Source organism: Spartobacteria bacterium UBA695, assembly GCA_002298145.1.
In the GTDB taxonomy this organism is placed as follows: domain Bacteria; phylum Verrucomicrobiota; class Verrucomicrobiia; order Chthoniobacterales; family Chthoniobacteraceae; genus UBA695.
Genome location: DBMP01000004.1, coordinates 57,828 through 83,894, shown reverse-complemented (window position 1 = coordinate 83,894; position 26,067 = coordinate 57,828). Strand labels below are relative to the sequence as shown.

The following is a 26,067-nucleotide window of genomic DNA, read 5'->3' as shown; positions in this document are numbered from 1 at the left end:
ATCAACCTTGACCATGACCAAAACATTCCTCAAATACCTTCTGCACAGCTTGCTGTCGCTCGTGTTCGCCACCGGCGTCTTTGCCGGAATTCCACGGGACATCTTTCCCCGTTTGCGGGGCAATAACGTGCATTCCGCCGATGTCACCCCGGCGCTGATCGAGCGTATGGCGGCGTACCGGTGCAACGCGCTGCGCGTCAATCTCGACATGGACAAGGGGGCGGAGGCCGGAGGGGATCCGCTGGCCCCTTACCAGAAATCCCTCGCCAACCTGGGGTCGGTCTTTCCCGCCTGCCGGGCTCGGGGCATCCAGGTGATTCTCTGCCTCTCGGGAGTGCCCGGGCGTAGGCTCGACGTGTTTTGGAATCAGACTGCGGACGGGCAGAACTACCGTTCCTCGATTGTCGAGATTTGGCGCGCCCTCGCGGCGCGCTACAAAGACGAACCCGCTTTGATCGGCTACGACATTCTCAACGAGCCGACTTACAAAAGCTCCGAGGCAGACAACTGGTGGAAACAGACGCTCCCGCAATCCGTCGCGGCAATTCGCGAGTCGGACGCCTCGATTTGGATCGTGGTAGAGCCGGGCCCGTGGGGATTGCCCTCCGGGTTTGAGCAGATGCCCACGCTGGACGACGCGCGGGTCATTTACAGCTTCCATCACTATATGCCCCATGCCTACACGCACCAGGGAGTGAGCCACGTGGGCAACGCATCGGCGGTCGACACTCGCGGGTGGTATTCTTATCCGGGCGATTGCCCGACCTTTGGTGATGGAACGGATGTGAAGCATTGGAATGCCCAGAGGCTGGAGGAGAGCATGAAGCCGGTCATTGATTTCCAGAAACGCAACCCGGGGGTCCGCATTCTAGTCGGCGAATTTGGTGTGATTCGATGGGCCGCAGGGAACGCCCAGTGGTTGAAGGACTCGATTGATTTGTTCGAAAAGCTTGGGTGGGACTGGACCTTTCATTCCCTCGGGGGCTGGAACGGCTGGGACCCTTCCGTTGCGCCCGATGCCCCGATTGACGGTTCGCAGGGGGGCGGGCAGGAAACCGACCGCCTCGCTGTTCTCAAGGAAAAATGGAGCGCCAACGTCCCGAATACCGCCGCCGACGCGCCGGGAACGTTTTCCCTGAAAGCGGCAAAAGCTTTAGCGTGGTGGGAGACGGGGGAGGCGGTTGTTTTCAAACCGGCCAAGCCGGAGGTTCCCGCGGAGTTGAAGGCGCTGGAGGGGCAGATAACCGATGGCTCCGGCAAGGGCCTCAAGACGATTTCCGTTTCGCGCGAAGCGCTTTTGCGGGAGGGCTGGGTGTGGCATCCCTCGGAACCCGGATTTTACGAAATCGCATTTTCTTGGAACAGAGCGTCCGGGCAAAAAGTGGAACTAAAAGACGTTTTCTGGATCCAGGCGCCCAACGGCGCGAAAGCCCGCTTTGAACGCGCGGCGTACAGTGTGGCCGTCGTGGCCCCGTGGGATGCCGCGCCGAAAGCCATCGGCGAATTCGGCTGGCAATATCACCTCAACCAGAGCGAAATTCCACTGGCCAAAGCGGTCGGTTTCGATTTTACGATGATCCACTCCATTCCATGGGGGGCTCATTTTGCATCACTGGGCAAGGCCATCCAGCCCGCTCGGGATGTTTACCGCTGGGACGCGCTGGACGCCGATGTCAAGGCGCTCAGCGAGGCCGGGTTCGAGATCGGAGGCCAGTTTTGCTACACCCCCATTTGGGCGTCTCCGTATCCGGAGCGGGAAAACAAAATCAACATTTGCGTTCGCGAAGCCTCCGCCTATGCGCCGGTGAACATGGACGATTTCACCCGGTTCATCGAAAAGACGATTGCACGCTACGGAGAGACGATCCGGACATGGGAAATCTGGAACGAACCCAACCTCCCCGGGGCCAGTTGCTTCTGGTCCGATACGCCGGAAAATTATCTCCGGCTGCAAAAGGCGGGGTATGAAACCATCAAGCGCTTGCAGCCCGAGGCAAGAGTCTGGAATGGGGGCATCGCCGATACTCCATCCTATCGGGAATTTCTAAATCGCGTGCTAGCGGGCGGCGGCGGCGCTTACTTCGACGACCTTTCGCTCCATGGAAGAAATGTGGATGTGGAAAATTTTCAGGCCGTGGAAAAGGCCCATCAGGTGCCCTTCAAGCCGGTGGTGAATTCGGAATGGCACGCGTTTCTGATCGGCAGTTTTGCGGATGGCAAAGACCTTCCCTCGGAAGAGGCGCTCTCGCTACGCATGATGAAATCGGCGTTGCTGCAAATCAAGCAGGGCGTGTCGATGCTGGTCATTTTCGAGATGACCGACCAGGTGGAAAAGGAAGTGCTCCCTTTCGCTCGGGAGAATCAGTGGTTTACCCATTGCGCAGGACTCTTCCGCCGCGCGCCTCGGCTCGAACCCCGCCATCCAGCGGTCGTCATGGCGCAGTTTCTGCGAGTCACCGGAAGAGAAGCCCGTTTTGTAAAGGAAGTGCGGCTTGGCGACGACGCCACCGGGATTGTTTTGCAAACTGACCACGGGCCGCTCCTGGCATTCTGGAGTGAAAAAGGCCCGGCGCCATTGGAACGGGCGGCGATTTTCGCGAGCGGCTCTTCCATTTTGAAGGATTGGGAAGGCAAGACACTCCCGATCCAGGGGCAAAAAGAACTCGCTTCCGGTAAAATCTATTATTTAAGCGCTTTGGCCGACACCTGGCGTACGGCGGAAAACGCGGATACATTGGACCCGGCTGAGCGAATCCAGCGGCAGTCGGCGGATGCGCCGGTTGCCTCTTATGCCACGGGAAAAGCCGAGGCGAAATGGATCGACCAGAACTGGAAATGGACTCCGCTTTTTGCGGACGCCCCCAAGGTTCCCATTTCCGCAAAGGCACGCGTGAGCGCCACGGAACAGGGGCTTGAAATCGAAATCGAGGTCAAGGATGCCAAGCACGTGCAAAATGAAGAAAGCCAGTGGTGGAATGGGGATTCGGTGCAAATCGGCATCGACTGCGAGGGACGGGGACGCCACGGACAGAACGCCGAAATTCTAGCGGCGCTGAAACCCGGGAGCACCGTGTTTTGGAAAATCAAGAATGCCGATTCGGGAGCGGATATTCCCGCGCGCCGGTCACTTGACAACAGCCCCATCCAGTATGGGAACTGTGAGATTGCGCGCAAGGACGGCGTCACCGCTTACCGGCTTTTCCTTGAATGGTCGGAATTGTATCCGGCGGTTTACGTTCCCGGGCGGCCGTTGCGCCTCTCCATGGTCGTCAACAACAACGACGGGGCCGGGAGGCAGGGCTACCTTGAATGGGGCGGCGGCATCGGCGGAGTAAAAGATCCCTCCCTATACGGAAAACTATTGCCGGAGCGCGGAGCATCCAAATCCGAAGAGCAACAATCCCATAAATAAAAAGACCGGGAGGCTCTCTTGCACAAATGGTATTCTAAAAACAGAGGATTGCATGATGACTAATCGAGACACACGAGCGGTTGCGCCGTTGGAAACCTTCGAACTCTCGGGCCGCGCGGCCCCCGAATCGGGACCGGTGCGAATCGAGGCGGAGGACGCGGGCTACTCCAACCTGTTCATCCCGATCAACAACGGATTCGTGCGTCCGTTCAAAAAACTGGTCGGCGGAAAGTACCCCCGGGCGAATCCCGAAGATGGCGGTGTCACCTACGGCTTTGGCTTTCACTGCCATGACAACGCCTACGGTTGCTTTACGCCTGTTGTTTCCCGGGAGGTGTCCGCCGCGATGTTTGCCCTGGAGTTTTACGCGCCCAAACCCATCGAGCGCCTTACGGTGCATTTGCGCCCCGGCGGGAATGACGACGATGCTTGCGCCGCCAGCGGTTCGGAGTGGGAGACCCACGAGTTGGCCGGTCTGGAGGGAGATCGCCTCCACCGGCTGCGGTTTGCCGTGAAAACCTTCGATCCCGATTTGGGCTTCCGGCTGGATCTGGCGCCGGAGGATGTTATTTATGTGCGTTCGGCGCGTATGATTCCGTGTTACATCGCCGAGCCGGATGCGTCCGGCGCTTGGCGGCTGAACCTCTCGGCCCCGTTTCCCTACGGATTCCGCGAGAAGGAATTTAACTACAGGATCTTTGAAGGCGGAGGCGAACGCCTGGAGAAAATCCTCGTGCGCCGGAACGATGGGCCCGCCGCGAAGAACCCGACGGAAGCTGCCTGCCAATGGGTACTCCATCGGTACGCGGATCCCCGCTTGGGAGCGCGCCGAGGGGCTTTCCCGCTGGCCTACTATGATTCTTTTGCCAAGACCTTCTACGCCTCCGGACACACGATGTGGATTCGCCCCTACATGGTGATGCCGCTGGTGGAAATGGCGTTGCGCGGAAACGCTCCGGCAAACCTGCTCCAGGGAGTGGCCGATTACGTTTGCCTGACGGACTTTCTGGAAACCTTCTTCCCGGAAAAACGAAGCGGCTATCTTGAGTATTGCGGGACGGGGAATTTCTATTACGGCGCCGTCGCCATGCTCTGGCACGTCACCCAAGACGAACGTCTCAAGGAACGCCTTCTGCGGTTCGTGGCCAAATACATGGATTCCCAAAAGGTTCATACCGCCATGCGCTCTTTTCCCGAGCAATGCCATAATTACCGTGGCGAACATCTGCTGCCGACCATCACGGCCAACGGGCACGAGGAAACCATGCATGCTGCGGTGACGGAAGCGTTCCGGGTTACGCATTCCGCGGAGCTATTGCACGAAGCGATCGGAGAGCGGGGCATGGGCTACCTGGAACATCCGGTTTATGGAGCGGTGCGGGTGCCCGCCCGGCTTCAAGACAGCCCCGGAAGCCGAGAGCTTTTCGGCTACTATGTTTCTCTGCACATGCAATGGGCGCGTTCGCGGGACGCCATTCACTACCGGGCAGAGGGTCTCATCCGGTTGTATGAAGTCACCGGAGATGAACATTGGATTCGCCTGGCCTCGCGGCGTGTCTCGAATTATCTCCGCTATATCGGCGAAAAGGTCGGCAATGAATTTCTCGACATCAATTTTGAATATCCGCAAACGCTTACGTCCCAATTCCAATCCGATGCCAGTCTGAATACCGCCACCGGGGGGAGCGACGGCGAGTATTTCCAGGACATCTACACGGCGGCGGGATTGCTTCAGCATTACCCGATGGACGCCTATCTGCGCGAAAAACTGCGGCGATCCATCATGCTGATCGGTTCCGTTATCCGAACAAACACGGATGACCCGGAATCCGCCGGAGAGGCGTGGATCCCCCATTATGCGTGGAAGGGAGATTATGAAAACCGCAGCGCAGGATCGCGCATCATGTCCCCGTGGATCGCGGCAGGCACATTGCTGAGGGCGGAAAGCGCGGGATTCCGCTTTGACGACCGGGCCGCCTATCGTGGGCCTCTGGAGGGCTGCCGAAAACTGGTGGATGCGGCTTCCGCCCCTGAAGGAGCCCACCCCGGAGAAATCGAGGCATGGTTCGACCTCCCGGACGGCACGCACGAATTGTCGTTGCTGAAAATCACAAACGCCGGTTGCGCAGTTGTGAATATCGAACGGGTGGAGGTGAACGGCCATGTGTTGCCCGGGCCTTTCATTCTTGGCCATCAGGAAGCGACAGAAATGGACGTTCTCGCTGTGGCGCTTGGCGGAAGGCAAAATCACCTGCGGATCGTTCTGGGAGCAGAATCTCCGGCAACCTTGCTGGTACACCATCGTCTTGCCTCAAAAGAAAGCACGTTGTTCGCCGCGGGCATGAACGAGCTTTTCGGCGGCAATTTTGTGCGCCGCAATATAGTGCTGCACAATCCCTACGCACCGATTGCGGAGAAAAGCTTCCATGTTCCCTCCCAGCCGGAAAGCTATTTTCGGACACTGCCACCGGATGAAGGCTATGAGACGATCCAAGAGTCGTCTTTCGTTCGCACTTGGACACCTTTGATTGAACTCGGATCGGATGTGCACGTGGAGCGACTAGTCAAAGACGCAAACCATACCGACTTGCACTTCTTTGGGGCCGTCGGCAGCGAAGGGTTGGTCATTTACGATCGGCTCTGGACCGACGCGGACGGGAATATTCTCAATGGCAACAAGCTGACCGACGGACAGGCCGTTTTTCACGATCCGATATCACGATGTGTCGCCCATGCCCAAAAGACAGGTGAACACGATATTCTCCATCCGGAATGTACGCTCCCCGTGGCCGTTTCGTTTGAGGGGGGAATTTTGCATGCCCGAGTGATCAACTATGTGGGCGCAGAGGATTTCCAAGTGGAGATTTTTGCAGACGAACCGCTATGGCTGGAGCTTCCGTCGCGCTCCGAGAACACGGCAATCTCGTTCAATGGAGAAACTGTCTTTACCCACCATCAGTTTAAGCATCCCAACGGATTTGGAATCGACGCCTGTGCGGAAGATGAACAATTCATCCGCTTCCGGCTGCATCGCCCGGGGGTGCTCAGAGTTCGCATTTCCTCTCACGCAGAAATACCAGGCAAGCCTGCGGGGGCCGTCGCCGCGTGGATCGACTCAACGGGACTGAGCAGCGAAGCCGTCCGGTTGTGGTGGCAGGCATCGCTCGAAACGAACCGGGGCCATTATAATCTCTACCGGGCGTCGAGTGCGAAAGGGCCCTTCGAATTTGTCGGCTGGAGCCCTGAACCGGAATTCACCGATTTTTCCACCCAAAAAAACCAGACCTATTTTTATACAATTTCGGCTGTTTCTGCCGAAGGGAAAGAGGGGATGCCATCGCCAGTTATAAAGATTTAGGCAAGAGCGAGGCGATGAGTCCAGCGCCCATAATGTCATTACGCCGCCCGGCAGTCCATCGAAGCTGATTGGACGGCATGGTTGAGAATAGGGGGATACTCCAGAAGCTACCAAAATCCGCACTTTTTGACCCTTACCATAGTGCCTGATACTGCACGAAAAATGAGACCCGTTTTAGGAGTGAACAGAACGAGAGAACTGTAACTCTTTAGAAGGCAACCATTTCAGAGTAGAAAATGGCGGAAGGGGCGGGATTCGAACCCGCGGACAGGTTACCCCATCGTTCGATTTCGAGTCGAGTGCCTTAAACCGGACTCAGCCACCCTTCCGTTGGTTGCCGCGCCAAGGTAGTGGGCCCCCGGGGGTTGCGCAACCAAAAAGTGGCGGGCAGCGCGCTCTTTCCGCCCTTTCTCTACCCCAACGGCGACCTTCCGGAACTTTCGGCGCGATCTTTGGGTGGCTTTCGGTTACGATGGCCCCCTTGTTGCCATGAAAAACTCTCCCGCACGTCTGATTGTCGCTGTTAGCGAATCCGATCCCGATCTCCTGTATGCTACCCGGTTTTCCGCTCCCGATGCCTTTGTTTTCCTGGAGGCCGGGGGCCGCCGCACGGTGATGCTCAATGACCTGGAGCTCAACCGTGGCCGCGCTCAAGCCCAGGTGGATGAGGTGCTCGCCTGGAGCGATGTGGCTGGGCGTGCTGGACGCTCTCCGACGTTTGCTGCGGTGGTCTTGCAGCTTCTCAAAGAACGCCGAGTTCGCAAGGCGCTGGTGCCCGCTTCGTTCCCGCTCGGGCTGGCCATGGCGTTGGCCAAGGGGGGCGTCAAACTGGAGCCGGTGAAGGGGCTGTTTTTCCCGGAACGCGAATTCAAGTCGCCCGATGAACTGCGCCTGCTCCGTAAGGCCCTGGTGATTACCGAGGCGGGGCTTGCGCGCGCCATGGAAGTCCTTTCGGCCACCAAGACGGGCTCCGCGGGACGCCTCCAATGGGGTGGGGGAACCCTCACTTCGGAAAAACTGCGCGCGGAGATCGATTCAGCCATTCTTCGCGCCGGAGGCAGCCCGGCGAATACCATTGTGGCCGGGGGCGAGCAGGGGTGCGACCCGCATGAAACCGGCCATGGCCCGCTGAAAGCGAATTCGCTTATCATCATGGATATCTTTCCGCGCGATGCCCGCACCGGGTACTTTGGCGACATGACCCGCACGGTGGTTCGAGGCCGGGCCTCCGAGGCCCAGCGGCGGCTGTGGGAGACGGTGCTCGAAGGGCAGAACTGGGTGCTTAAAACCATGAAGCCGGGCATGGACGGGGCCGTGGTGCACCGGAAACTGACCGAGTTCTTTGCCTCCAAGGGCTATCCGACCGAGACGCGCGACGGTCGCCCGACGGGCTTCTTCCACGGCACCGGCCACGGCCTTGGGCTGGAGATCCACGAGGAGCCCCGCTTTGGCCGCACACGGTTCAAGCCGGGGCAGGTTCTCACCGTCGAGCCCGGGCTCTATTATCCGGGGCTGGGGGGCGTGCGGATCGAGGATGTGGTGACGGTGACGGAAAAAGGCATCCGCGTGCTGAGCCGGTTCGAGAAGCGCCTGGAAATCTGAGGTCAGATTGGCGCCGGAAAGGGGGGCGGCTTTGCCAATTCAGAGCCACTCTCCGCCTTCGGCCTCAGCCGATTGCAGAAAGGCGTCGAGCGCCTGCACCCGGGCTTCGGCTTCCGCGCGGGCGGCCGGGAAATGCAGTTTGCCGGGAAGCTCATGCAGGGCGCGTTCCAGAGAACGGAGCGCGTCTTTAAAGGTCGAAAAGCGGGTGTCGCGCCCGATCTTGCAGACGGTGCGCAGGATCCCCACCGCTCCGAGCTGTTCGAGGATATCCGCGTCGCGCAGCAGCGCCCCTTCCAGCGAGGTGGGGGTGGCCGAGGGCTGGTGGGTGCGGATCGCCTCGATGACAGCCGGGATTTTCGCCTCGGGAAAGGCGAATTGCCGCAGCAGTTCCGGCGCGCGGTCCAGGACGTAGGCCAAGTTATCCCAGCGGGCGAGCGCCTCCAGCTCCTCGGGGCGATGTCCGGTGAACACCCCCAGATCGTGCAGCCAAGCCGCCGCGTGGAGCACGTCGTCGTCCACAGCGAGCCCTTCGGCCAGCTTCCGCGCCAGTAGGTAGAGCCGGGGCTGGTGGCTGAATTTCTCCACCGGCAAGGCGTTCGCGCGGAGGTACTCCTCGATGGCTTGGCGGAAAACGGGTGCGGTCATGCCCATTGAATAAGCAACGGGCCGGGCGTTGGCGAGACGGTTTGTCGTTGACTCCTGCCGCAAAAGAGCGGAAAGAGCACCTGAGATGCCCGCAGATCCGCTCATCGATTTCGACGCCAACGCGACCACCCGCGTGGACCCTCGCGTGGTCGAGGCGATGCTCCCTTTTTGGACCGAGAACTATGGGAACCCCTCGGGCGGCTATCGTTTCGGCAAGATCGCCGCCAACGCCGTGCGCAAGGCGCGGGAGCAGGTGGCTCGGCTGCTCGGCTGCGAGCCGGAAGCGGTCCTCTTCACCAGCGGCGGGACAGAGGCAAACGCAACCGCCATCCACTCGGCCCTGGAGCTCAATCCCAGCCGGAAGCGCCTCGTTACCAGCTCCGTTGAACACCACGCCGTCATCAAGCCGTTGGAGGCGCTGGAAGCCCATGGCTACAGCGTTACGCGCGTCGGAGTTGATGGTAAGGGGAATCTGGATACGATTGACATAGATCATATAATTAACAACGAGACCGCCCTCGTTTCCCTCATGGCGGCGAACAACGAGACCGGGGTCCTTTTCCCTGTCGAAGCGCTTGCCTCGAAGGCTCGGGAACGGGGCGTTTTTTTCCATACCGACGCCATCCAGGCGGCAGGCAAGGTTCCGCTGAAGGTCTCTGAAACCGCCATTTCTTTTATGAGCATCTCCGCTCATAAAATCCACGGCCCCAAGGGCGTTGGAGCCCTCTACATCGACCGCCGCGTGGCCTTCCGGCCCCTGTTCCTCGGGGGCGGTCAGGAGGGCGGAAAACGTGCGGGTACGGAGAACGTCCCGGGCATTGTCGGCTTGGGCGTGGCGGCGGAACTGGCGGCTGAGGCGCTGGAAAACGAGCGCACCGAAGTGGCTGCGCTGCGTGATTTCTTCGAACGCTCCGTGCTGGAGCGCATTTCCGGCGTTCGTGTCAACGGTGGCGGCGCGTGCCGCCTGCCGAACACCACCAACCTCGCCTTCGAGGGCATCGAGGCCGAGGGCGCGCTCATCATGCTCGACCGGGCGGGGATTTGCGCCTCGGCGGGGTCCGCCTGCACCGCGGGTTCGCTCGCGCCCTCGCACGTGTTGACCGCCATGGGGTTTTCCCGCGAGAGGGCCCGGAGCAGCCTTCGGTTTTCCTTCTCGCGGTTCAATACCCGGGCCGAGGTGGAGCGCGTGCTGGAAGTGCTCCCAGGCATCGTCGCCCGGCTGCGCGGCCTTTAGCGTTTTTATTTCACCGCCACGTAGCAGGCAAAGACGCTGTTGCGGTGCAGCACGTCCCAGTGCGTGAACCCGCTGGCGGTCAGCAAATCCACCTGGAACTGGAGCGGCCTGGGGGAATCTTCCTTATCCATATAGGAGAAGACTTTTTCCCGGTAGGCCTCGCCGCCCAGGCTCGTGAGATAGTCGCCGTAGCGCGCCCACATTACCGCTTGCACGTCCGGCAGAGCGAAACAAACGAGGTCCGAAACGTAGAGCCGCCCGCCGGGCTTAAGCCAGCGGTGCAATTGAGCGAACGCCCGCCTCCAATCCTCATCGTCGCGCAAATGGTGCAGCACGGCCCCGGCCAGGATGGCGTCGAAGGTCCCCGAGGGGAAATTCAGGTTGCGGAAATCCCCCTGGTGCGCCGTAATCGAAGCCGCCCGGCCCGTTTGGCGCACGCGAAGGTGGGCGCGGTCCAGCATCGGCGCGCTCAAATCGGCCAGGTGGCAATGCAGCCCCGCCGTTTCCCCGAGCACCCGGAGCGTGAAATTCCCGGCGCCGCAGCCGATATCCAGAACCGTCGAGCCGGGCCGCAGATGGAGCGTGCTCCCTCGGGCCACCAAGTCCAGAATGAGCGCCGCGTCCGGGATCGCCTGCTGGCCGGTCTCCAGGTTGCTGAACCGCTCCACGTCGGCGTCGAACCGCGCACGGATTTCCTCGATCGTTGATTTGCTTTCCAATGGCGTGCTCATAAAAATTAGCGCTCCTTTCGGGCGGAGCTTTGGGGGGTGGGTTCGGGCATAGCTCAAAGCATAAGCTGTGAGTTGGATTGTCAGAATTGCTATTGCCAAATAATGGCGATACCGTTTCGGCATGAACCGCCCCGACATCCGGGAACTGGAGTGCTTCGTCGCCGTCGCCGAGGCGCTCAACTTTTCCAAAGCCGCCAAAGCGCTGCATCTCTCCCAGCCGCCGCTCACCCGGCGCATCCAGACGCTGGAGGAAAAGCTCGGCTCCCGCCTCTTCGTACGCGATACCCACTCCGTCACCCTCACCGAGGCGGGCCAGCTCTTCCTGGAGGACGCCCGGGCCACCCTGCGTCAGCTCGACCGCGCCACCGACACCCTTCGGCGCGCCCGCCGGGGCGAAACCGTGCGGCTGCGCCTGGCCTTCATCGGCGCGCTCCTGGACGAGAACTTAGTCCACCTCCTGCAACAATTCCGCGCCGCCCACCCCGCCTGCCAGGTGGATGTCGTCGACCTCGCTCCCGCCGCTCAGATGGCCGCGCTCCAGGCGGGGCAACTCGACGGCGGTTTCATCGGAGCCGCCCCGGCCCGCGCCCCCAAGGGCATCGCCTTTACCGTCTGGAACGAGGAGCCCTTCGTCCTTGCCCTGCCCGAGGGGCACCCGCTTTCCCTCGTCGATCCGCTGGAATGGGCCCACCTCGATGGCCTGCCGTGGGTCATGGTCTCCCGAACGGCCGCCCCGGCTTTCCGCCAGCAGTTTTCCGAACTCGTCGAGGAACACCGGCTTTCCGCACGGATTGTCCAGGAATCCGAGCGCCTCCCCGCCGTGCTCACCATGGTCGCGGCGGGCAGCGGCGTAACCCTGGTTTCCGCCTCCATCCGGCGGCTCATCGCCTCCGGCGTCACCTTCCTCGAACTGCCCGCCCCCGCGCCCCGGCTGCGCCACGCCTTCGCCTACCCGGCCCCCACCGCCGACGCCTCTCCGCTGGCCGACTTCCTGGCGGAATTGCGCGCCTTGCATCTTTGATTTGCCAGCGGGCATCTTCTGGCTTTCAATGAGAATCTTTCTCCACAACCATGGACCAGCAACTTGAACAACTCCGCGCCGAAGCCCTCGCGGCCCTCGCGGCGGCGGCCGACGAAGCCGCCATCGAAGCCGTTCGCATCGCCTTCCTTGGGCGAACGGGTAAAATTTCCGTCTTGAGCGAGGGGATGCGCACCGTCTCCAAAGAGGACAAGCCCCGCATCGGCAAGCTTCTCAACGAAGTCCGTAACGCCGTCTCCGGCGGCGTCGAAGCCCGCAAGGCCGCCCTCGAAGCCGAGCGCGACCAGGCCGCGTTGGCCGGGATCGACCTCACCCTGCCCGGCATTCCCGTGCCCCAGGGAGCCGTCCACCCCATCAACCAGATGCTGGAGCGCGCCGTGGCCATCTTCCGCAAAATGGGTTTCGCGCTGGCCGACGGCCCCGACATCGAGGACGAGTGGCACTGTTTCGACGCCCTCAACACCCCCGAGGACCACCCCGCCCGCAACGAGGCCGACACCTTCTACCTGCCCGACGGCCGCCTCCTGCGCACCCAGACCTCCACCGTCCAGGCCCGCACCATGGAGCTCGTCGCCCCGCCCGTGCGCATCATCGCCCCCGGCTGCGTCTACCGCCGCGACGAGGCCGACGCCACCCACCTGGCGCAGTTCACCCAGATTGAGGGCCTCTACGTCGACGAAGGCGTGACCCTGGGCGACCTCAAGGGGACCATCGAGTATTTCTTCCGCGAACTCCTCGGCTCCGACGCCCAGGTGCGCATGCGCCCCCACTTTTTCCCGTTCACCGAGCCGAGCTTCGAGGTCGACATCAAGGCCTCCGCGCTTGGCAAAGGCGACAAGTGGCTGGAACTGGCGGGCTGCGGCATGGTCGACCCGGCCGTCTTCGCCCAGATCAACAAAAAGCGTGGCGACCAAGCCTACGACGCCGAGAAATACACCGGGTTCGCCTTCGGCTTCGGCCTCGACCGGCTGGCCATGATCCTGAGCGGCGTGTCCGACATCCGCCTCTTCACTGAAAACGACGTGCGCTTCCTCGCGCAATACAAGTAAGCACCATGAAAGTTTCTCTTAACTGGCTTAAAGAACTCGTCGACCTGCCCGCCGACGTCAACGCCCTCTCCGAAATCCTGACCAAGGCGGGCGTGGAAGTGGAAGGCATCGAGACGCGCGGGTGCGATCTCGACCACATCGTCGTGGCTCAGATCCTCGAAACCGCCCAGCACCCCAACGCCGACCGCCTCAGCGTCAACAAGGTGGCCGACGGCTCCGCCGAACCCCGCCAGATTGTCTGCGGCGCAAAGAACTTCAAGGTGGGCGACAAAGTCCCGCTCGCGCTGCCCGGCGCGGTCATGCCCGGCGATTTTAAGATCAAGACCGGCAAACTGCGCGGCGTTGAGAGCGCGGGTATGATGTGCAGCGCCAAGGAACTCGGCTTGGCCGAGGACGCCGAGGGCCTCCTCATCCTTTCGCCCGGAGCCGTGGTCGGCACCCCCATCAAAGACCTCTTCCCTCCCGAGACCGTTCTCGACGTCGAAGTCACCCCGAACCGTCCCGACCTCTTGAGCCACGTCGGCATGGCGCGGGAAATCGCCACCCTTTTAGAGAAGCCGCTGCGCATTCCCGAGGCCATCCTCGGCTGCAAGAGCGTGTCATCCGCCCCGGCGGGCGACGCCATCGCCCTCGAAGCCCCCGAAGTCTGCCCCTTCTACACCGCGCGGGCGATTCGCGGCGTCAAAGTCGGCCCCAGCCCCGCGTGGCTGCGCGGCAAGCTGGAGAGCGTCGGCCTGCGGAGCATCAATAACATCGTCGACGTCACCAACTACGTCATGCTAGAGCTCGGCCAGCCCCTGCACGCCTTCGACCAGGCGAAGCTCCAGGGCGGCATTCGCGTCCGGCCCGCCACGGCCGGGGAGAAATTCCTCGCCCTCGACGGCAAGACCTACGAGCTCGGGCCCAATCACTTGGTCATTGCCGATCAGCAGCGCGCCCTGGCCATCGCGGGCGTCATGGGCGGCGAAGAGAGTGGCGTTACCGAAACGACCACCGACATTCTGCTCGAAAGTGCCTGGTTTGCTCCGGCAAAGATCCGCCACACCTCGCGCGAACTCGCCCTTTCCAGCGATTCCAGCTACCGCTTCGAGCGCACCGTCGATCCGGCGGGCGTCCTCGCCGCCTCGGCCCGCGCCGTCGCGTTGATCCAGGAAGTCGCCGGAGGCCAGGCCGAACCCGCGCCCCGCGCCGCCGGGACCGCCCCAGTCTCCGCGCCCGAAGTCCCCTTCCGCCTCGAACGCTGCCGCGCGCTCTTGGGAGCCGACGTCGCCGCCGAGACCGTGGAGCGCATCCTCACCGGGTTCGGCCTGGAAAAGACCGCCAACGGCTGGCGCTCCCCCTCCTTCCGCCCCGACCTCGTTCGTGAGATTGATCTCATTGAGGAAGTCGCCCGCGTCATCGGCATCGAAGCCGTTCCCGCCCGCTTCGTCACCCGCTACACCGCCAGCTCCGAGGCCGATCGCCGCTTCGACCAGGCCACGCAAATCCGCCGCCAGCTTTCCGCGCCCGGCCTCGGCTTCCACGAAGCCCGCTCGTTGACGCTGATCAGCGAAAAATCCGCCGCCGTCTTCCCCGCTGGGAACCTCCTCAAGGTTCGCAACCCGCTGGGCGAAGACCAGGCCGTTCTGCGGCCGAGCCTCGTTCCTGGGCTCTTGGAATCGCTCGCCCGCAACTTCCGCGCGGGCCAGCGCGACCTGCGGCTCTTCGAATTGGGCCGCGTCTTCCAGGCGGGCAAGCGCGAGGAACACACCTCGCTGGCCCTCGTCCTGACCGGAGCCGCCGCCCCCGCCTCCTGGCGCGAGGCCAAGCCGCGCACGGTCGATTTCTTTGATCTGAAGGGCGTCATCGCCACCCTCGGCCTCAAGGGCGTTACGCTGGAAACGGCCACCCACCCGGCCCTTGCCCTTGCCGTCGAGCTCCATCGCGGCAAGCGCGTTGTCGGCGTCGCGGGGCAGTTGCTCCCGGCCACCGCCCGCGACCTCGACGCCTCCGCGCCGATCCTCGTGGCCGAGATCGACCTCGACGTCTTCGACCCCGCGCCCGCCACCCGGCGGTTCACCGAGCTGCCGAAATTCCCGGCCGTCACGCGTGACATCGCGCTCCTGGTCGCCGCCGAGGTGCCGCACGAGAAAATCACCGCCTCCCTGCTCAGCGCGAAAGAGCCGCTGCTGGTGGGGGTAGAACTCTTCGACGTCTTCACCGACCCCGAAGGCGTGAAAGTCCCCGCCGGACAGAAATCAGTGGCCTACGCCCTGACCTACCGTTCGGCGGAGAAAACCCTCACCGCCGAGGAAGTCGCCCAGGCACACCAGAAGCTCAAAGAGCGGCTGAAAGCGGAACTGGCCGCGACCTTCCGCGAGTAGTCCCGAAAGGGCTCGGGATCGTTTGACATCCGGCCACTTCGAGAGGAGAATAGACCCATCGGCGGAGCCCTTGAAATCAAGGTTCGCCATGCTCTTTGCCCCTCAAACTAAATTTCGCTTTGCCTTTCCGATAGCGAGGGAGGGCAGGGCGCCTAAATTTACCCTGCGATGTTCGAGATTTAAGGCAGCAATCCCGGGCCGATACTGATTCGTAAGGAGGCCAATGTGGCGTTCTCAAAGACAAGCCCTTCAGTGGGACTTCTGCGAGGTGTTCCAGGTCATCCACCGTTTCCTTAAGGGAACGGGTTAAGGCTCCTGAACGGCATTGTGGGGTAATATGACCCTTCTGTTGGCATTCCCAGCAGAAGGGTCTCTTTTTTTGAAGGGGGAGGGGATCAAGTATTCTACGATTGCCCCGCGGCGCGAACGGGGCTAGATTGCGCGCAGCGAATGGCGGGTGATCGCCGGCGGGCAACCGTTGGAGGAAAGTCCGAACACCACAAGGCAGCATGCCGCGTAGAACATGCGGGGACCGGGGGCGAAAGTCCACGGTCACGGAAAGTGTCACAGAAAACAAACCGCCGGGGGCAACTCCGGTAAGGGTGAAAAGGCGAGGTAAAAGCTCACCGCTCGGGGCGTAAGCTCCGGGGCACGAAAAACCCCATGCGGTGCAAGACAGAACAGGGAGTTGGGCCGCCTGCCCGTTGTCTCCCGGGTTATCGTCGCACCGGCTGCAAGGCTGGCTCGGCCCTGGTCCCTTCGGGGGCTTGGGTCGTGAGATAAATGGTCATCCGGCCGTGGCAACACGGCTCGACAAAATTCGGCTTATAGCCATCCGCTAATACGGGCGCTTTCCGGGGAAACCGGGGAGCGCCCCTTTCTTTTTGCCTCGCGCCTTAGCTCGCCTCTGCGGTCTTGCCTTGCAGTAGCGCCAGGAATTCGCGCAGCGCGGGGCTGCGGGGGCGGTTGCGCTTGAGCAGGATGCCCAGGGGGCGGCGCAGCGGCGGGTCGAGCGGGATGGCTTTCAGCACGCCGCTCTCCTCTTCGTCCTTTACCGAGGCTTTTGGCAAAATGGAAATGCCTTGCTCGATCTCCACGGCCCGCTTGACGGTCTCGATGTTGTCGAACTCGATGGCATGCCCGAGCATCACCCCGTTTTCGCGGAAATGGCGGTCGAGGTACTGGCGCGTTGGCAGATCGGGATCGAACGCGATGAAACGCTCTTTTTTCAGCGCGATCGGAGCGATTTTCTCGCACTCGGCGAACGGATGCGACGGCGGGCAGATGACCACCATCTCGTCGTCCTTGAACGGCTCGATGTGGATGCCTTTGCGCACCGCGGGGTAGGCCACCAGGCCCATCACCGCCTCGCCGCTAAGCACCTGGGCGTAGACCTGAGCCGAACGCCGGTAGGCCACCTGGACGTCCACCTGCGGGTAAATCTTGCGGAAGGCCTTCAGGTAGGGAGGCAGGTCATGGAGACCTACCGAGTAAACGGCGGAAATATGCAGCTCGCCTGCGACGACGTCGGCTAGTTCGTTGAAGCGCTCGCCAAGGCTGTTGTAAATATCCAGCATTTCCTTGGCGGCTTCCAGGAGCACCGCGCCCTCGGGCGTTACGCAACACTGGCGGCGGCCGCGCTCCAGCAGCGTGCGTCCGAGCTTCTTTTCGAGCGACAGAATCTGTTGACTCACAGCGCTCTGTGTCATGGAATTCATGGATCCCGCCTTGGAAAAGCTGGCGGTTTCCACAACATCACAGAATATCTTGAGTGTCTCGATATGCATTGGCGAGGTATTAACCAACCTAATGCTATCCCCGTACCGCCGTCAACATCCCATCTTTCACTAATATATGATTGCTGAAAATATCGCCTCCCTGCGCGCCCGGATTTCTGAAGCCGCGGGGCGCTCATTACGCCGTCCGGAGGAGATTACGCTGGTGGCGGTGAGCAAAACGCATGGCCCCGAGGCGGTTTTGGAGGCGGCGCAGGCAGGGCTGACGGTGTTTGGCGAGAACCGGGTGCAGGAGGCGCGGGCCAAGGCGCCGCTGGTCGCCGCTCCGGTAAGCTGGCACTTGATCGGCCATTTGCAGTCCAACAAAGTGCGCCAGGCGCTGGGGCTCTTCGAGCGCATCCACAGCATTGATAAAGTGGATCTGGCGCGGGATGTCGACCGGATCGCGGGCGAGCTGGGCGTGAAGCCAAAGGTCTTTCTGGAGGTGAACGTCGGGGGGGAGGGGAGCAAATTCGGCTTCGATCCCGGGGCCCTTCGCGTGGCGATGCCGGAACTCCTTGCGCTGGAGCATCTTTCCATTGAGGGGCTGATGGCCATTCCGCCGTTTGTTGACGAGCCCTCGGAGGCCCGGCCCTACTTCGTGGCGCTGAGGGAATTGCGCGACCGGCTGGCGGGGGAATTCGGCGTCCAGTTGCCGGAGCTCTCCATGGGGATGAGCGGCGATTTTGAAGTAGCCATCGAGGAAGGGGCGACGTTTGTTCGCGTCGGTACCGCCCTCTTTGGCGAGCGCCAGGGCAAGGCTTGGAAGCCGTAATCCGCCTTCTCAATAAAACTCGCGGATTTCGCGCAGCATCCGCCGGACGTGCTTGTAGCCGTGGGCGGGCTTGAGCTTGCGGTAGCTGGCCCAGGGGTCGCCCCAGTGGAGCACCTCGATGTGCACCCGGCGCACTCCCCAGTGGCTCATGTCGCGCGCGGTCGGCTTGTAGAGGTCGATGGTGTTGCGCCCGGCGAGGGCCCAGCCGTAGTCGTCCACTTCGAAAATCTGCCCTGTTTCCTGAATCCGGAAAATCGTCCCGGCAGGCCAGCGCGCCCAGTCGGCGGCCGCGCTGTTTACCTTGCCGTGGCAGAGATTGCTCCCGAGCGCGTTCTTTTTCCCGTAGCGCCAGTGGTCCCGCTCCGTGTGCGTGTAGGCCGTGGTGCGTACGGTCTGGACGCGCGCGCGGGGCAGCGGTTCCTCATAGGGGGGCAGGGAGCGGAAACATCCGGTCAGCAGCGTCAGCGCAAGGGCCAGCGGCAGGCTGCGTCGAAAAAAGGACAAAGGGAGAGGCATGGAGTGCGGGCGGTTCGGCCACGATCCATGCGCCTTTAGCGGGAAAAAATCCAGTCATTATTCGCCATCGGCTGCCAGGGCGGGATCACCCCCCGGCGTACCCATTCCTCCAGCTTCCGTTCGCAGGCCAGGCGAACGTCATCGTAGCTGTCGTATTCCATGCGGGCAAAGCCACACGATTCCTGGTGCAGGCGTTTGAATTTCTGTTTCGGCGCGGCGTCTTGAATTTCGTCCATGATTTTAAGTGTGGGTGTATTACACCTTGCTGCTTATATTCCGCTCTTTTGCCTCCCGGCAACCCCGGGGAGGGCCGCCCGCGTTAAAAAACGGCGGGCGAGCGCGACAAATTTTGCTTTTTGGCCAGCGTCCTGCTTTGTTATATAAAAGGTTACGACGGATCCCGGTCCGTTCTTCGCCATAAGGCATGAATCCCTCCTCCCACTTCGACCCCGATCCAGATCCCGACGACTTTCCCCTCATCATGAGGGTCAAGAAAAAGCGCCGTAGACACCGGGCGAAGTATGGCCGCCTCTATATTTTCGGGCTTTTTCTCTGGCTGCGGATCGTGGACCTTGCCGTGATGCGCTTCCTGCACCCGCATCTATCCGTCGGCTACCAGCATTTGCTCGTGGTGTTTCTGATGGCCATCGGCCTTTGGAGCACGGGGCTGCTCGCGGCGTTGTGGTTCCGCCAGACGTGGGCGAAGTACGTGCTCGTGGGCACGCTGCTACTCATTATCATCGGCTCGGTCTCCATCTTGCCCTCGCTGCCGGATTCGGGCGATTCCCAGTATAAACTCTGGCTCATTCTCTCAGTCGTTACCGTCTACCTGCCGGTGGTCCTGGTCCTGGTCGCCTCCAAGCACATTCATAATTTGACTGAGCAGCGAGGCTTGAGCGGGCTCCCGCAGTAATTTTCTCCCGCAGAGTAAATCCCAGTAGATTTGTGGGATTTCGCGGCGGAAACACTTCAACTCGGGGGGGACTTGGGCCATAAAGAGGAGAAATATCCTATTCTGCGTATGAATCTTGCCATTGTTGGAGGCGGTCCGGCGGGCCTGCGTGCGGCCGAAGTCGCGGCGGCCGAAGGCGTCTCAGTGACCCTTTATGACGCCAAACCCTCGCTGGGTCGCAAATTCCTCGTGGCCGGATACGGAGGGCTCAACCTCACCCGCGCCGAATCTCCCGACCGGATGGCCACGCGCTACGTCGGGCCGGAAATGCCGGAGGACATCTGGCCTTCGCTCATTACCGACTTTGACGCCGCCGCCACGCGCGCTTGGGCGGCCTCGCTCGGGGTGGAAACTTTTGCCGCCTCCTCGGGGCGCGTCTACCCCATGGGGCTCAAATCGGCCCACTTGCTGCGCGCGTGGCTTTCGCACCTGCGCGCCCAGGGCATTGTGTTCCGCACCCGGCACCGCTGGACGGGCATGACCTTTTCCGACGGCTCCCGCCATCCCCAGGGCATCCGGCTCGACTTCGCCGTGGGCCCCGAGGGGAGGCCGGTTTCTGTCGAGACCCAGGCGGTGATCTTTGCCTTGGGGGGCGGTTCCTGGGCCAAGACCGGCTCGGATGGCGAATGGACCCGGCGTTTTGCCTCCATGGAGATCGGCCTCTCGCCTCTGGAACCGGCCAACTGCGGCTGGGAAATCCCGTGGTCTGACACGGTGCTGAAAGAAGCCGAGGGCCTCCCGCTAAAGAACCTGCGCGCCCGCGCTGGGACGACTGAGACGGTGGGGGAACTGGTTGTCACCCGCTACGGCCTGGAAGGCAGCGTGCTTTATGCTCTCGGACCCGTCCTGCGGGAACTCCACCGCGCCAACGGCACCGCCGAGGTCGAACTCGATTTCAAACCGGACTTCACCGTGGAGCAGCTGGTGGCCAAGCTCGGGACTCTGGGCAAAGCCACGGTGGACTTGCTTCCCGAGGCCCGCAACCGCTGGCGCCTGGGACCTGCCGCTGCGGCTATCCTCGCCTCGCGGGGGCCGTATGCCACCCCGCTGGCCCTTGCCAATGAGACCAAGCACTGCCGCCTCTTCCTCACCGGGCCGCGCCCGCTGGATGAGGCGATTTCCTCGGCGGGGGGCATCCGGTGGTCCGAGCTGAACCGGACGCTGATGCTACGGCGCTTTCCCGGCATGTTCGTGGCCGGGGAGATGATCGACTGGGAAGCCCCCACCGGCGGCTACCTGCTGCAAGGCTGCCTAGCCACCGGCACCCGCGCCGGGCGGCGAGCGGTCGAGTGGTTGCGGTCGTGCGCGCAGGCGTAAAAGCCGCGAGGGGAAATAGCAAAAGACGAAGGCAACAGTTCCTTCCCTTCTTTGCTCCTCTTGCGCCTTTTTGCGGCTAATTTTCAGCTTAACCGGCCACGGCGGAACTCCGGAATTTATCCATTTCCGTCAGGATGGCCCGGTTTTCCTCTTCGATCGTCCTGAAGAGATTGAGGGCCCCGGGGAAATCGCGGGAGCGCAGGTTGGCTTCCAGCACGGTGACGCGCTCAGAGCATTCGCGGGCTCCCACGGAGTCGAGCGAATCCTTCAAATTGTGAGCGAGGCGGCCCGCGTCGTCGGCGCGGTGTTCCTCCAGCGCTTTGCCGAGCTCCATTACCAGGCCGGGAATCCACTCCACGAAGAGCTCGCAGGCGCCCCGGAAGAGGGTTTCGTCGCCGCCCATCGTCTTGAGGAAGCGCTTGAGGGAGACGCTGGAGCGCGCTTCCGGGTCATCGGGGACCGCCGGGGCGGGTGCCGACGAGACCGGCATGGCCACGGCACGGCGTACCCTCGGCTTGATGGATTTGATCAGGAGCAGCAACTCGTCTTTGTGGAAGGGCTTGGAGATGTAGTGATCCATGCCCGCCGCGAGGAAGCGTTCGCGGTCTCCCTTCATCGCGTGGGCCGTCATGGCCACGATGGGCAGGAGGGCCCGCTCGTCGGGGAGCGAACGGATGCGGCGCGTGGCCTCCATGCCGTCCATTTCCGGCATCTGGATGTCCATCAAAATCAGGTCAAAGGGCTCGTGTTCCACGGCGGCGACGGCCTCGCGGCCATTGGCGACGGTCACCAACGAGCATCCGAAGCTGGAGAGAATCCGCTCGGCCACTACTTGGTTGACCAGGTTGTCCTCCGCCACGAGCACGCGCAATGCGGCGCGGGTTTCCGGGGAGCCTCCGCCGAAGGGCGAGCGGTCGCTGTCATTGCCGGGGTCCGACATGGCGCTGCGTTCGAGCGTTTCGCGCAGGTCGGCGGGCATCACCGGCTTGTAAAGTACCCAGTCGGGCCCGGCGGACCAGGCGGATTTTACCTCCGCCGGGGTGGATGTGGCCGGGAGCATCAGCACCACGGGCGCGGAGAAACTCCGCTCTTCGCCGTTGATCAACTGCACAAATGCCTCGCCGCTCATGTCGGAAAGCGTGGCGTCCACCATGACGAGATGGAATGGGCGGCCTTGTTCGCGCCGGTGGAGAATCTCTTCTGCAGCCCTCTTGCCGCTGCCCTGGATCGTTGTGCCTCGGCGCATTCCCTCGAGCATCTGGACCAGCGCCTGGGCCGTCTCGGAGCTCTCCTCGGCTACTACGATCACCTGCTGGCGCGGGGGTTTGCCCTGGCCGGTGGCATCGTTCTGGCCGGAGGTGGCCGGTTCGGGGACGTCGCTGGCAACGCCGACTTTGAAGGGGATCTGGAGCGTGAAGGTGCTGCCTTCGCCGAGCTTGCTGCTCACGCCGACCTCGCCGCCCATCTTGTGGACCAGGCTCGACACAATGGCCAGCCCCAGCCCCGTCCCGCCGTAGCGGCGGGTCATCGAACCGTCCACCTGGGCAAAGGCCTCGAAAATGACCGCCTGTTTGTCGTCGGGAATGCCGATGCCGGTATCGGAAATTTCGAAGAGTACCTCGGATTTTCCGGCTTCGTCGGAAGCCGCGGTGACGCGCACGCCGATGCGTCCTTTTTCAGTAAATTTCGTGGCGTTGCCGAGCAGATTGATGATGAGCTGGCGCAGCCGCATGGCGTCGCCAAAGACCACGGCGGGCACTTCGTCGCCCACCAGGACGTCTAGCGCCAATCCCTTCTGGGCCGCGCGCACCGCCATCGTGTCCACTGACTCTTGCACGGCCTTGCGCAGCAGGAAGGGCTCGTTCTCCAGCTCCAGCTTGCCCGCCTCGATCTTGGCGAAGTCGAGCATGTCGTTGATGAGCACCAGAAGCGAGTCGGCGGAGTGGGCGACCAGTTGCAGGTACTCCCGCTGCTGCGAGGTGAGGTCGGTCTCCATCGCCAGCTCCGTCATTCCGATGATGCCGTTCATCGGTGTGCGGATCTCGTGGCTGATGTTGGCCAGAAATTCGTTCTTCGAGCGGTTGGCGGCTTCGGCGATTTCCCTTGCCCGCTGGGCCTCGGCCTCGGCGAAGCGGCGCTCGGCCACCTCTGCTTTGAGCATTTCGTTGGCGTAGGCCAGCTCGGAGGTGCGCTCTAGGATGCGGATGCCCAGCTCGTCTTGAGCCTCCGTCAGGCGGGCCTCGACGCGCTTCTCTTCGTCGATATCGGCCTCGATGCCGATCCATTCCAGGACGTTGCCCTTTTCATCGCGCCGGGGCACGGCCCGCAGGTCGAACCAGCGGTAGCTGCCGTCCCGGGCTCGGATGCGGTGTTGGATCTCGAAACCGACGCCTTCCGGGATGGCTCTCTCCCAAGCGCGCTGCGTGTGGTCGAGGTCATCGGGGTGGATCAGCACCCGCCAGCCTTGGTTCGCCGCCGATGCAATGGGCTGGCCCGTGTAATCGGTGCCATACCGATTGATATAAATGATGTCTCCCGTGCGGTCGGTGGTCCAGATAATCTGGGGAACGATATCGAGCAGGAAGCGGTAGCGGCTGACGGTCTCCACCAGCGCCTTTTCCGCGCGAACGCGTTCTTCGGAAAGCTCCCTCAAGCGGCTTGCGAAAACTGAGGAGGCCGGCCCCGGATGGTTCGAAGCAGAGCCTTCTATTGAGCGGAAAAGCGCGGCCCGGATGGATGCGCGCTGCCAAGCGTGGAGCAGGGCGCGGTGAAACGTGCCTGGGGCGAGCCCCTCGGTGCCCAAGTAATCCTGCGCTCCCCGCTGAATGCAGTCTGTGGCATCGTCTTCGTCGTAAGTCGGCACGAGCACGACGGAGGCTAGGCGGCCTGCCGTGGCAATGGACTGGCGGATCGCGGTGCTGCCCCGGCATTCGTCGAAAAATAATATAAGGTCGGGCTTCTCATGAGAGAGAGCCTCGTTGAGGCGCTCGAAGCTGACGGGCGAGAGCCATTCCAGGCCCCCGTTTTTATCGCCACGGAATTCCGCAGGTACGATGGAGTCGTATCGTTCGAGAATTCCCACTGGAAGCACACGGAGTGAGGGCATGGCGTTGAATCTGTTCTCGGGGATCGGCTGTCTAAAGGCGACCGGCTTCGGCTGGGGCAAACCTATTGGGGAATAGTTGTATCAAACTACGCAACCTCTCGGGAATCAAACAGTTTGGTGTACGCATTATAGCTACCTCGGGGTGGATTCGTCCAATGGGCGTGAAAAGATAAACGAATCGCCCACCGCTTTGGCTTCGTAGGTTTGCTTATCCACAGTGACAAGGTATGATCGGTCCTTGGCGACGCATTCCAGGACATATTCGCCTTCGGAATGGCGCGCATCGAGCCCCCGCTTGCCGATGGTGATGCGATCCTCGGGCTGGGGGGTGAAGTGCTTGGCTACGACGGTGCCGTTGATCGTGCTGCCGGAAAGCCCGCCCGAAAGGTTCATGACGGCGTAGATGACCGCCCCCAGGAATAGCGCGCCCGCAGCGAGCCCGAGGAGCCAATCCCGCCGGGCGGTGCTGGGAACGATGTACGGCTGGCTCATGGGGTAGGGGGCGCCTCCCGTTCCGCAACGCGTTTCTCCCACACATAGCGGCGCAGGAGCACCTTGAGCGTGGCGGTGAGCGGCACTGCCAGCAGCGCTCCCAGAAGCCCGCCGATGATCAAGCTCCAGGCGAACATGGATACAATGATCGTCATCGGATGGAGCCCCACGGCGTTGCCTACGATTTTGGGCGCGATCACGAACCCTTCCAGTTGAAAGACAATGAAAAAGACCAGCGTTACCAGGGCCGGGTGGATCCAGTCGTGGAACTGGGCAAAGGCGATGAGGACCGAGGGAATCCAGCACAGTACGACGCCCAGATAGGGGATCAATTGCAGTATGGCCACCATCAGGCCGATCAAGAGCGCGAAATGAAGCCCCAGGATGCTGAGTCCTGTGCCAATGAGCAGACCGTCGATCATGGTGACCAGGATCTGCCCCCGGAAGAAGGCGACAAGATAGCTGTTAATTTCGGTGAGGCAGCTGACCACCTCGGTTCGGAAGGCTGACGCTCTCAAGGGCAGGTATTCGCCCCAATGGGCGGAAATGGATTCGGAATTGATCAGGAAATAATAAAGGTACACGGGGACAAGGACCATCCCTAGCAAGAATCCGGCCACGCCGAGGAAACCTTGCACCCCGCCGGTCACGAATTTCCACACTTTGAGCGGCAGCGAGGGGGCTTGTTTCTGGAGCCAGCCCATGGCCTCGGCCAGGTAATCGTTGTTCGGGTACTGAACTTGCAACCAAGTGACCAGCCGCCGGGTCTGCTCTGTTACAGCCGCAACGCTTTGGTCCACGTAGCCGGGCAGCTTGACAGCGAAATCGGCGCTTTGATCGTAAACCTCGGGCATGGCCCAGAGGCAGATCAAGGCGATGGGGAGAAAAACCGAGGCGAATACCGCCAGCACCGCGGTATGGCGGCTCAGGCCCCACTTCCGGAAACGGTTCACCAGTGGATTGAGCAGGAAGGAGAAGATCCCCGCCACCGCCACGGGCACCAGCAGCGGCTGGAGGAACCCCATTAGCGCGTTCACCCCCCAGATGAGCCCCACGGCCAGGGCCCCGATGACCCCGATGGCCAGACCGGTCAGAGCGCCCCAAAGAATTTTTTTCTGCCAGAGCGTCGGATAGTTCATAAATGCGCAGGGTTGAAAATTACCGGGAAATGTTTTTATCAAATATGAGAGTCTACACCTCGGCCTCGGCCGCCGCCGCCACCAGCTTTTCGTACAAGGAGCCGAGCGCCTCGGCCATGACGCGAACGCCGCTCAGGACCGGCATGAAATTGTTGTCGCCCTCCCAGCGGGGGACGATGTGAAGGTGGAGGTGATCGGCCACCCCTGCGCCTGCCGCGGTGCCGAGGTTGAGGCCCACGTTGAAGCCCTGAGCATGGACGACTTGGCGCAGAATGCGTTCAGCAAAGGCCGCCTGGTCCCAGAGTTCCTCCCGCTCGCTGGCCGTCAGGTCAGCGATGTCGGCCACCTTGCGGTATGGCACCGCCATCAGGTGCCCCACCGTGTACGGGTAGCGGTTCATGATGAGGAAGGTGGATTTCAGCCGCCGCACGACGAGGTGCCCGGGGTCGTCGGTGGTCTGGGCCGCTTGCGCGAGGAAATCGTTCGACTTATCGATGGAAAAATACTCCACGCGCCAGGGCGCCCAGACGGATTTCAGAGAATCGGGAAATGACATGGCAAA

General features: G+C 62.0%; 19 protein-coding genes, 1 tRNA gene and 2 other RNA genes. 12 read left to right on the top strand and 10 right to left on the bottom strand.

What is annotated here, in order from left to right:
* Positions 1 to 13: 13 nt before the first annotated feature.
* Entirely contained in the window at positions 14 to 3,412 is a 3,399-nt protein-coding gene (locus tag B2828_RS01510; protein ID WP_479631908.1) for a cellulase family glycosylhydrolase, read from the top strand.
* Positions 3,413 to 3,464: 52 nt separating this feature from the next.
* Positions 3,465 to 6,770, top strand: a complete 3,306-nt coding sequence (locus tag B2828_RS01505) for a hypothetical protein (RefSeq protein ID WP_479631907.1) — start codon at positions 3,465 to 3,467, stop codon at positions 6,768 to 6,770.
* A gap of 237 nt (positions 6,771 to 7,007) precedes the next feature.
* Here the strand turns inward: B2828_RS01505 and B2828_RS01500 are convergent.
* Positions 7,008 to 7,099: transfer RNA gene (locus tag B2828_RS01500), tRNA-Ser, on the bottom strand.
* A gap of 160 nt (positions 7,100 to 7,259) precedes the next feature.
* Here B2828_RS01500 and B2828_RS01495 point away from each other — a divergent pair.
* Entirely contained in the window at positions 7,260 to 8,372 is a 1,113-nt protein-coding gene (locus B2828_RS01495) for a M24 family metallopeptidase (RefSeq protein ID WP_479631906.1), read from the top strand.
* A gap of 39 nt (positions 8,373 to 8,411) precedes the next feature.
* Here B2828_RS01495 and B2828_RS01490 read toward each other — a convergent pair whose 3' ends face one another.
* Positions 8,412 to 9,017: an HD domain-containing protein gene (locus B2828_RS01490; protein ID WP_479631905.1), complete on the bottom strand. Its 606-nt coding sequence runs from the start codon at positions 9,015 to 9,017 to the stop codon at positions 8,412 to 8,414.
* 85 nt (positions 9,018 to 9,102) lie between these two features.
* Here B2828_RS01490 and B2828_RS01485 point away from each other — a divergent pair, with 85 nt between their 5' ends.
* Entirely contained in the window at positions 9,103 to 10,251 is a 1,149-nt protein-coding gene (locus B2828_RS01485) for a cysteine desulfurase family protein (RefSeq protein WP_479631904.1), read from the top strand.
* Between the two features lie 5 nt (positions 10,252 to 10,256).
* Here B2828_RS01485 and B2828_RS01480 read toward each other — a convergent pair whose 3' ends face one another.
* Positions 10,257 to 10,982, bottom strand: a complete 726-nt coding sequence (locus tag B2828_RS01480) for a class I SAM-dependent methyltransferase (protein WP_479631903.1) — start codon at positions 10,980 to 10,982, stop codon at positions 10,257 to 10,259.
* Between the two features lie 121 nt (positions 10,983 to 11,103).
* On the opposite strand from B2828_RS01480, the gene B2828_RS01475 reads away from it, so the two are divergent.
* From B2828_RS01475 to rnpB, 5 genes are all read left to right on the top strand, one after another.
* Entirely contained in the window at positions 11,104 to 12,003 is a 900-nt protein-coding gene (locus B2828_RS01475) for a LysR family transcriptional regulator (RefSeq protein ID WP_479631902.1), read from the top strand.
* Between the two features lie 50 nt (positions 12,004 to 12,053).
* Positions 12,054 to 13,070 (top strand): phenylalanine--tRNA ligase subunit alpha, encoded by a 1,017-nt coding sequence (gene pheS / locus B2828_RS01470; protein WP_479631901.1) that lies wholly within the window; start codon positions 12,054 to 12,056, stop codon positions 13,068 to 13,070.
* A gap of 5 nt (positions 13,071 to 13,075) precedes the next feature.
* Positions 13,076 to 15,433 carry a phenylalanine--tRNA ligase subunit beta gene (gene pheT / locus B2828_RS01465; RefSeq protein WP_479631900.1) on the top strand — a complete coding sequence of 786 codons (2,358 nt, stop codon included), beginning with the start codon at positions 13,076 to 13,078 and terminating at the stop codon, positions 15,431 to 15,433.
* A 157-nt stretch (positions 15,434 to 15,590) separates the two neighbouring features.
* A non-coding RNA gene (gene ssrS, locus B2828_RS01460) (6S RNA) lies at positions 15,591 to 15,771 on the top strand.
* A 107-nt stretch (positions 15,772 to 15,878) separates the two neighbouring features.
* Positions 15,879 to 16,277, top strand: an RNA gene (gene rnpB / locus B2828_RS01455) — RNase P RNA component class A.
* Positions 16,278 to 16,329: 52 nt separating this feature from the next.
* Here rnpB and B2828_RS01450 read toward each other — a convergent pair.
* Entirely contained in the window at positions 16,330 to 17,220 is an 891-nt protein-coding gene (locus B2828_RS01450; protein WP_479631899.1) for a LysR family transcriptional regulator, read from the bottom strand.
* A 67-nt stretch (positions 17,221 to 17,287) separates the two neighbouring features.
* Between B2828_RS01450 and B2828_RS01445 the strand changes: the two genes are divergently transcribed.
* Positions 17,288 to 17,983 (top strand): YggS family pyridoxal phosphate-dependent enzyme, encoded by a 696-nt coding sequence (locus B2828_RS01445; protein ID WP_479631898.1) that lies wholly within the window; start codon positions 17,288 to 17,290, stop codon positions 17,981 to 17,983.
* 9 nt (positions 17,984 to 17,992) lie between these two features.
* On the opposite strand, the gene B2828_RS01440 is transcribed toward B2828_RS01445, so the two are convergent.
* Both B2828_RS01440 and B2828_RS01435 read right to left on the bottom strand, forming a co-directional pair.
* Positions 17,993 to 18,487, bottom strand: a complete 495-nt coding sequence (locus tag B2828_RS01440; protein ID WP_479631897.1) for a 3D domain-containing protein — start codon at positions 18,485 to 18,487, stop codon at positions 17,993 to 17,995.
* 47 nt (positions 18,488 to 18,534) lie between these two features.
* On the bottom strand, positions 18,535 to 18,735 hold the full coding sequence (locus B2828_RS01435) for a hypothetical protein (protein ID WP_479631896.1): 201 nt from the start codon (positions 18,733 to 18,735) through the stop codon (positions 18,535 to 18,537).
* Positions 18,736 to 18,923: 188 nt separating this feature from the next.
* On the opposite strand from B2828_RS01435, the gene B2828_RS01430 reads away from it, so the two are divergent.
* Both B2828_RS01430 and B2828_RS01425 read left to right on the top strand, forming a co-directional pair.
* Positions 18,924 to 19,412: a hypothetical protein gene (locus B2828_RS01430; protein WP_479631895.1), complete on the top strand. Its 489-nt coding sequence runs from the start codon at positions 18,924 to 18,926 to the stop codon at positions 19,410 to 19,412.
* Between the two features lie 108 nt (positions 19,413 to 19,520).
* Positions 19,521 to 20,768, top strand: coding sequence for a TIGR03862 family flavoprotein (locus B2828_RS01425; protein WP_479631894.1), 1,248 nt, complete (start codon positions 19,521 to 19,523; stop codon positions 20,766 to 20,768).
* Positions 20,769 to 20,856: 88 nt separating this feature from the next.
* Here B2828_RS01425 and B2828_RS01420 read toward each other — a convergent pair whose 3' ends face one another.
* The 4 genes from B2828_RS01420 to B2828_RS01405 all read right to left on the bottom strand — a co-directional run bounded on the left by B2828_RS01420 (position 20,857) and on the right by B2828_RS01405 (position 26,061).
* Complete coding sequence (locus B2828_RS01420) at positions 20,857 to 23,874, bottom strand: hybrid sensor histidine kinase/response regulator (protein WP_479631893.1); 3,018 nt, start codon at positions 23,872 to 23,874, stop codon at positions 20,857 to 20,859.
* Positions 23,875 to 24,006: 132 nt separating this feature from the next.
* The gene (locus tag B2828_RS01415) at positions 24,007 to 24,366 is read right to left on the bottom strand and encodes a hypothetical protein (protein ID WP_479631892.1); all 360 of its coding nucleotides are present in this window, start codon (positions 24,364 to 24,366) and stop codon (positions 24,007 to 24,009) included.
* Positions 24,363 to 25,505 carry an AI-2E family transporter gene (locus tag B2828_RS01410; protein WP_479631891.1) on the bottom strand — a complete coding sequence of 381 codons (1,143 nt, stop codon included), beginning with the start codon at positions 25,503 to 25,505 and terminating at the stop codon, positions 24,363 to 24,365. Before B2828_RS01410 ends, B2828_RS01415 begins: the two co-directional genes overlap by 4 nt.
* A 52-nt stretch (positions 25,506 to 25,557) precedes the next feature.
* Entirely contained in the window at positions 25,558 to 26,061 is a 504-nt protein-coding gene (locus B2828_RS01405; protein WP_479631890.1) for an HIT family protein, read from the bottom strand.
* Positions 26,062 to 26,067: the final 6 nt, after the last annotated feature.

What these genes read in the sequence shown, in the direction of transcription:
- B2828_RS01510 (WP_479631908.1), top strand. Translation starts at nt 14, where the DNA reads ATGACCAAAACATTCCTCAAATACCTTCTGCACAGCTTGCTGTCGCTC.
- B2828_RS01505 (WP_479631907.1), top strand. Translation starts at nt 3,465, where the DNA reads ATGATGACTAATCGAGACACACGAGCGGTTGCGCCGTTGGAAACCTTC.
- B2828_RS01495 (WP_479631906.1), top strand. Translation starts at nt 7,260, where the DNA reads ATGAAAAACTCTCCCGCACGTCTGATTGTCGCTGTTAGCGAATCCGAT.
- B2828_RS01490 (WP_479631905.1), bottom strand. Translation starts at nt 9,017, where the DNA reads ATGACCGCACCCGTTTTCCGCCAAGCCATCGAGGAGTACCTCCGCGCG.
- B2828_RS01485 (WP_479631904.1), top strand. Translation starts at nt 9,103, where the DNA reads ATGCCCGCAGATCCGCTCATCGATTTCGACGCCAACGCGACCACCCGC.
- B2828_RS01480 (WP_479631903.1), bottom strand. Translation starts at nt 10,982, where the DNA reads ATGAGCACGCCATTGGAAAGCAAATCAACGATCGAGGAAATCCGTGCG.
- B2828_RS01475 (WP_479631902.1), top strand. Translation starts at nt 11,104, where the DNA reads ATGAACCGCCCCGACATCCGGGAACTGGAGTGCTTCGTCGCCGTCGCC.
- pheS (WP_479631901.1), top strand. Translation starts at nt 12,054, where the DNA reads ATGGACCAGCAACTTGAACAACTCCGCGCCGAAGCCCTCGCGGCCCTC.
- pheT (WP_479631900.1), top strand. Translation starts at nt 13,076, where the DNA reads ATGAAAGTTTCTCTTAACTGGCTTAAAGAACTCGTCGACCTGCCCGCC.
- B2828_RS01450 (WP_479631899.1), bottom strand. Translation starts at nt 17,220, where the DNA reads ATGCATATCGAGACACTCAAGATATTCTGTGATGTTGTGGAAACCGCC.
- B2828_RS01445 (WP_479631898.1), top strand. Translation starts at nt 17,288, where the DNA reads ATGATTGCTGAAAATATCGCCTCCCTGCGCGCCCGGATTTCTGAAGCC.
- B2828_RS01435 (WP_479631896.1), bottom strand. Translation starts at nt 18,735, where the DNA reads ATGGACGAAATTCAAGACGCCGCGCCGAAACAGAAATTCAAACGCCTG.
- B2828_RS01430 (WP_479631895.1), top strand. Translation starts at nt 18,924, where the DNA reads ATGAATCCCTCCTCCCACTTCGACCCCGATCCAGATCCCGACGACTTT.
- B2828_RS01425 (WP_479631894.1), top strand. Translation starts at nt 19,521, where the DNA reads ATGAATCTTGCCATTGTTGGAGGCGGTCCGGCGGGCCTGCGTGCGGCC.
- B2828_RS01420 (WP_479631893.1), bottom strand. Translation starts at nt 23,874, where the DNA reads ATGCCCTCACTCCGTGTGCTTCCAGTGGGAATTCTCGAACGATACGAC.
- B2828_RS01415 (WP_479631892.1), bottom strand. Translation starts at nt 24,366, where the DNA reads ATGAGCCAGCCGTACATCGTTCCCAGCACCGCCCGGCGGGATTGGCTC.
- B2828_RS01410 (WP_479631891.1), bottom strand. Translation starts at nt 25,505, where the DNA reads ATGAACTATCCGACGCTCTGGCAGAAAAAAATTCTTTGGGGCGCTCTG.
- B2828_RS01405 (WP_479631890.1), bottom strand. Translation starts at nt 26,061, where the DNA reads ATGTCATTTCCCGATTCTCTGAAATCCGTCTGGGCGCCCTGGCGCGTG.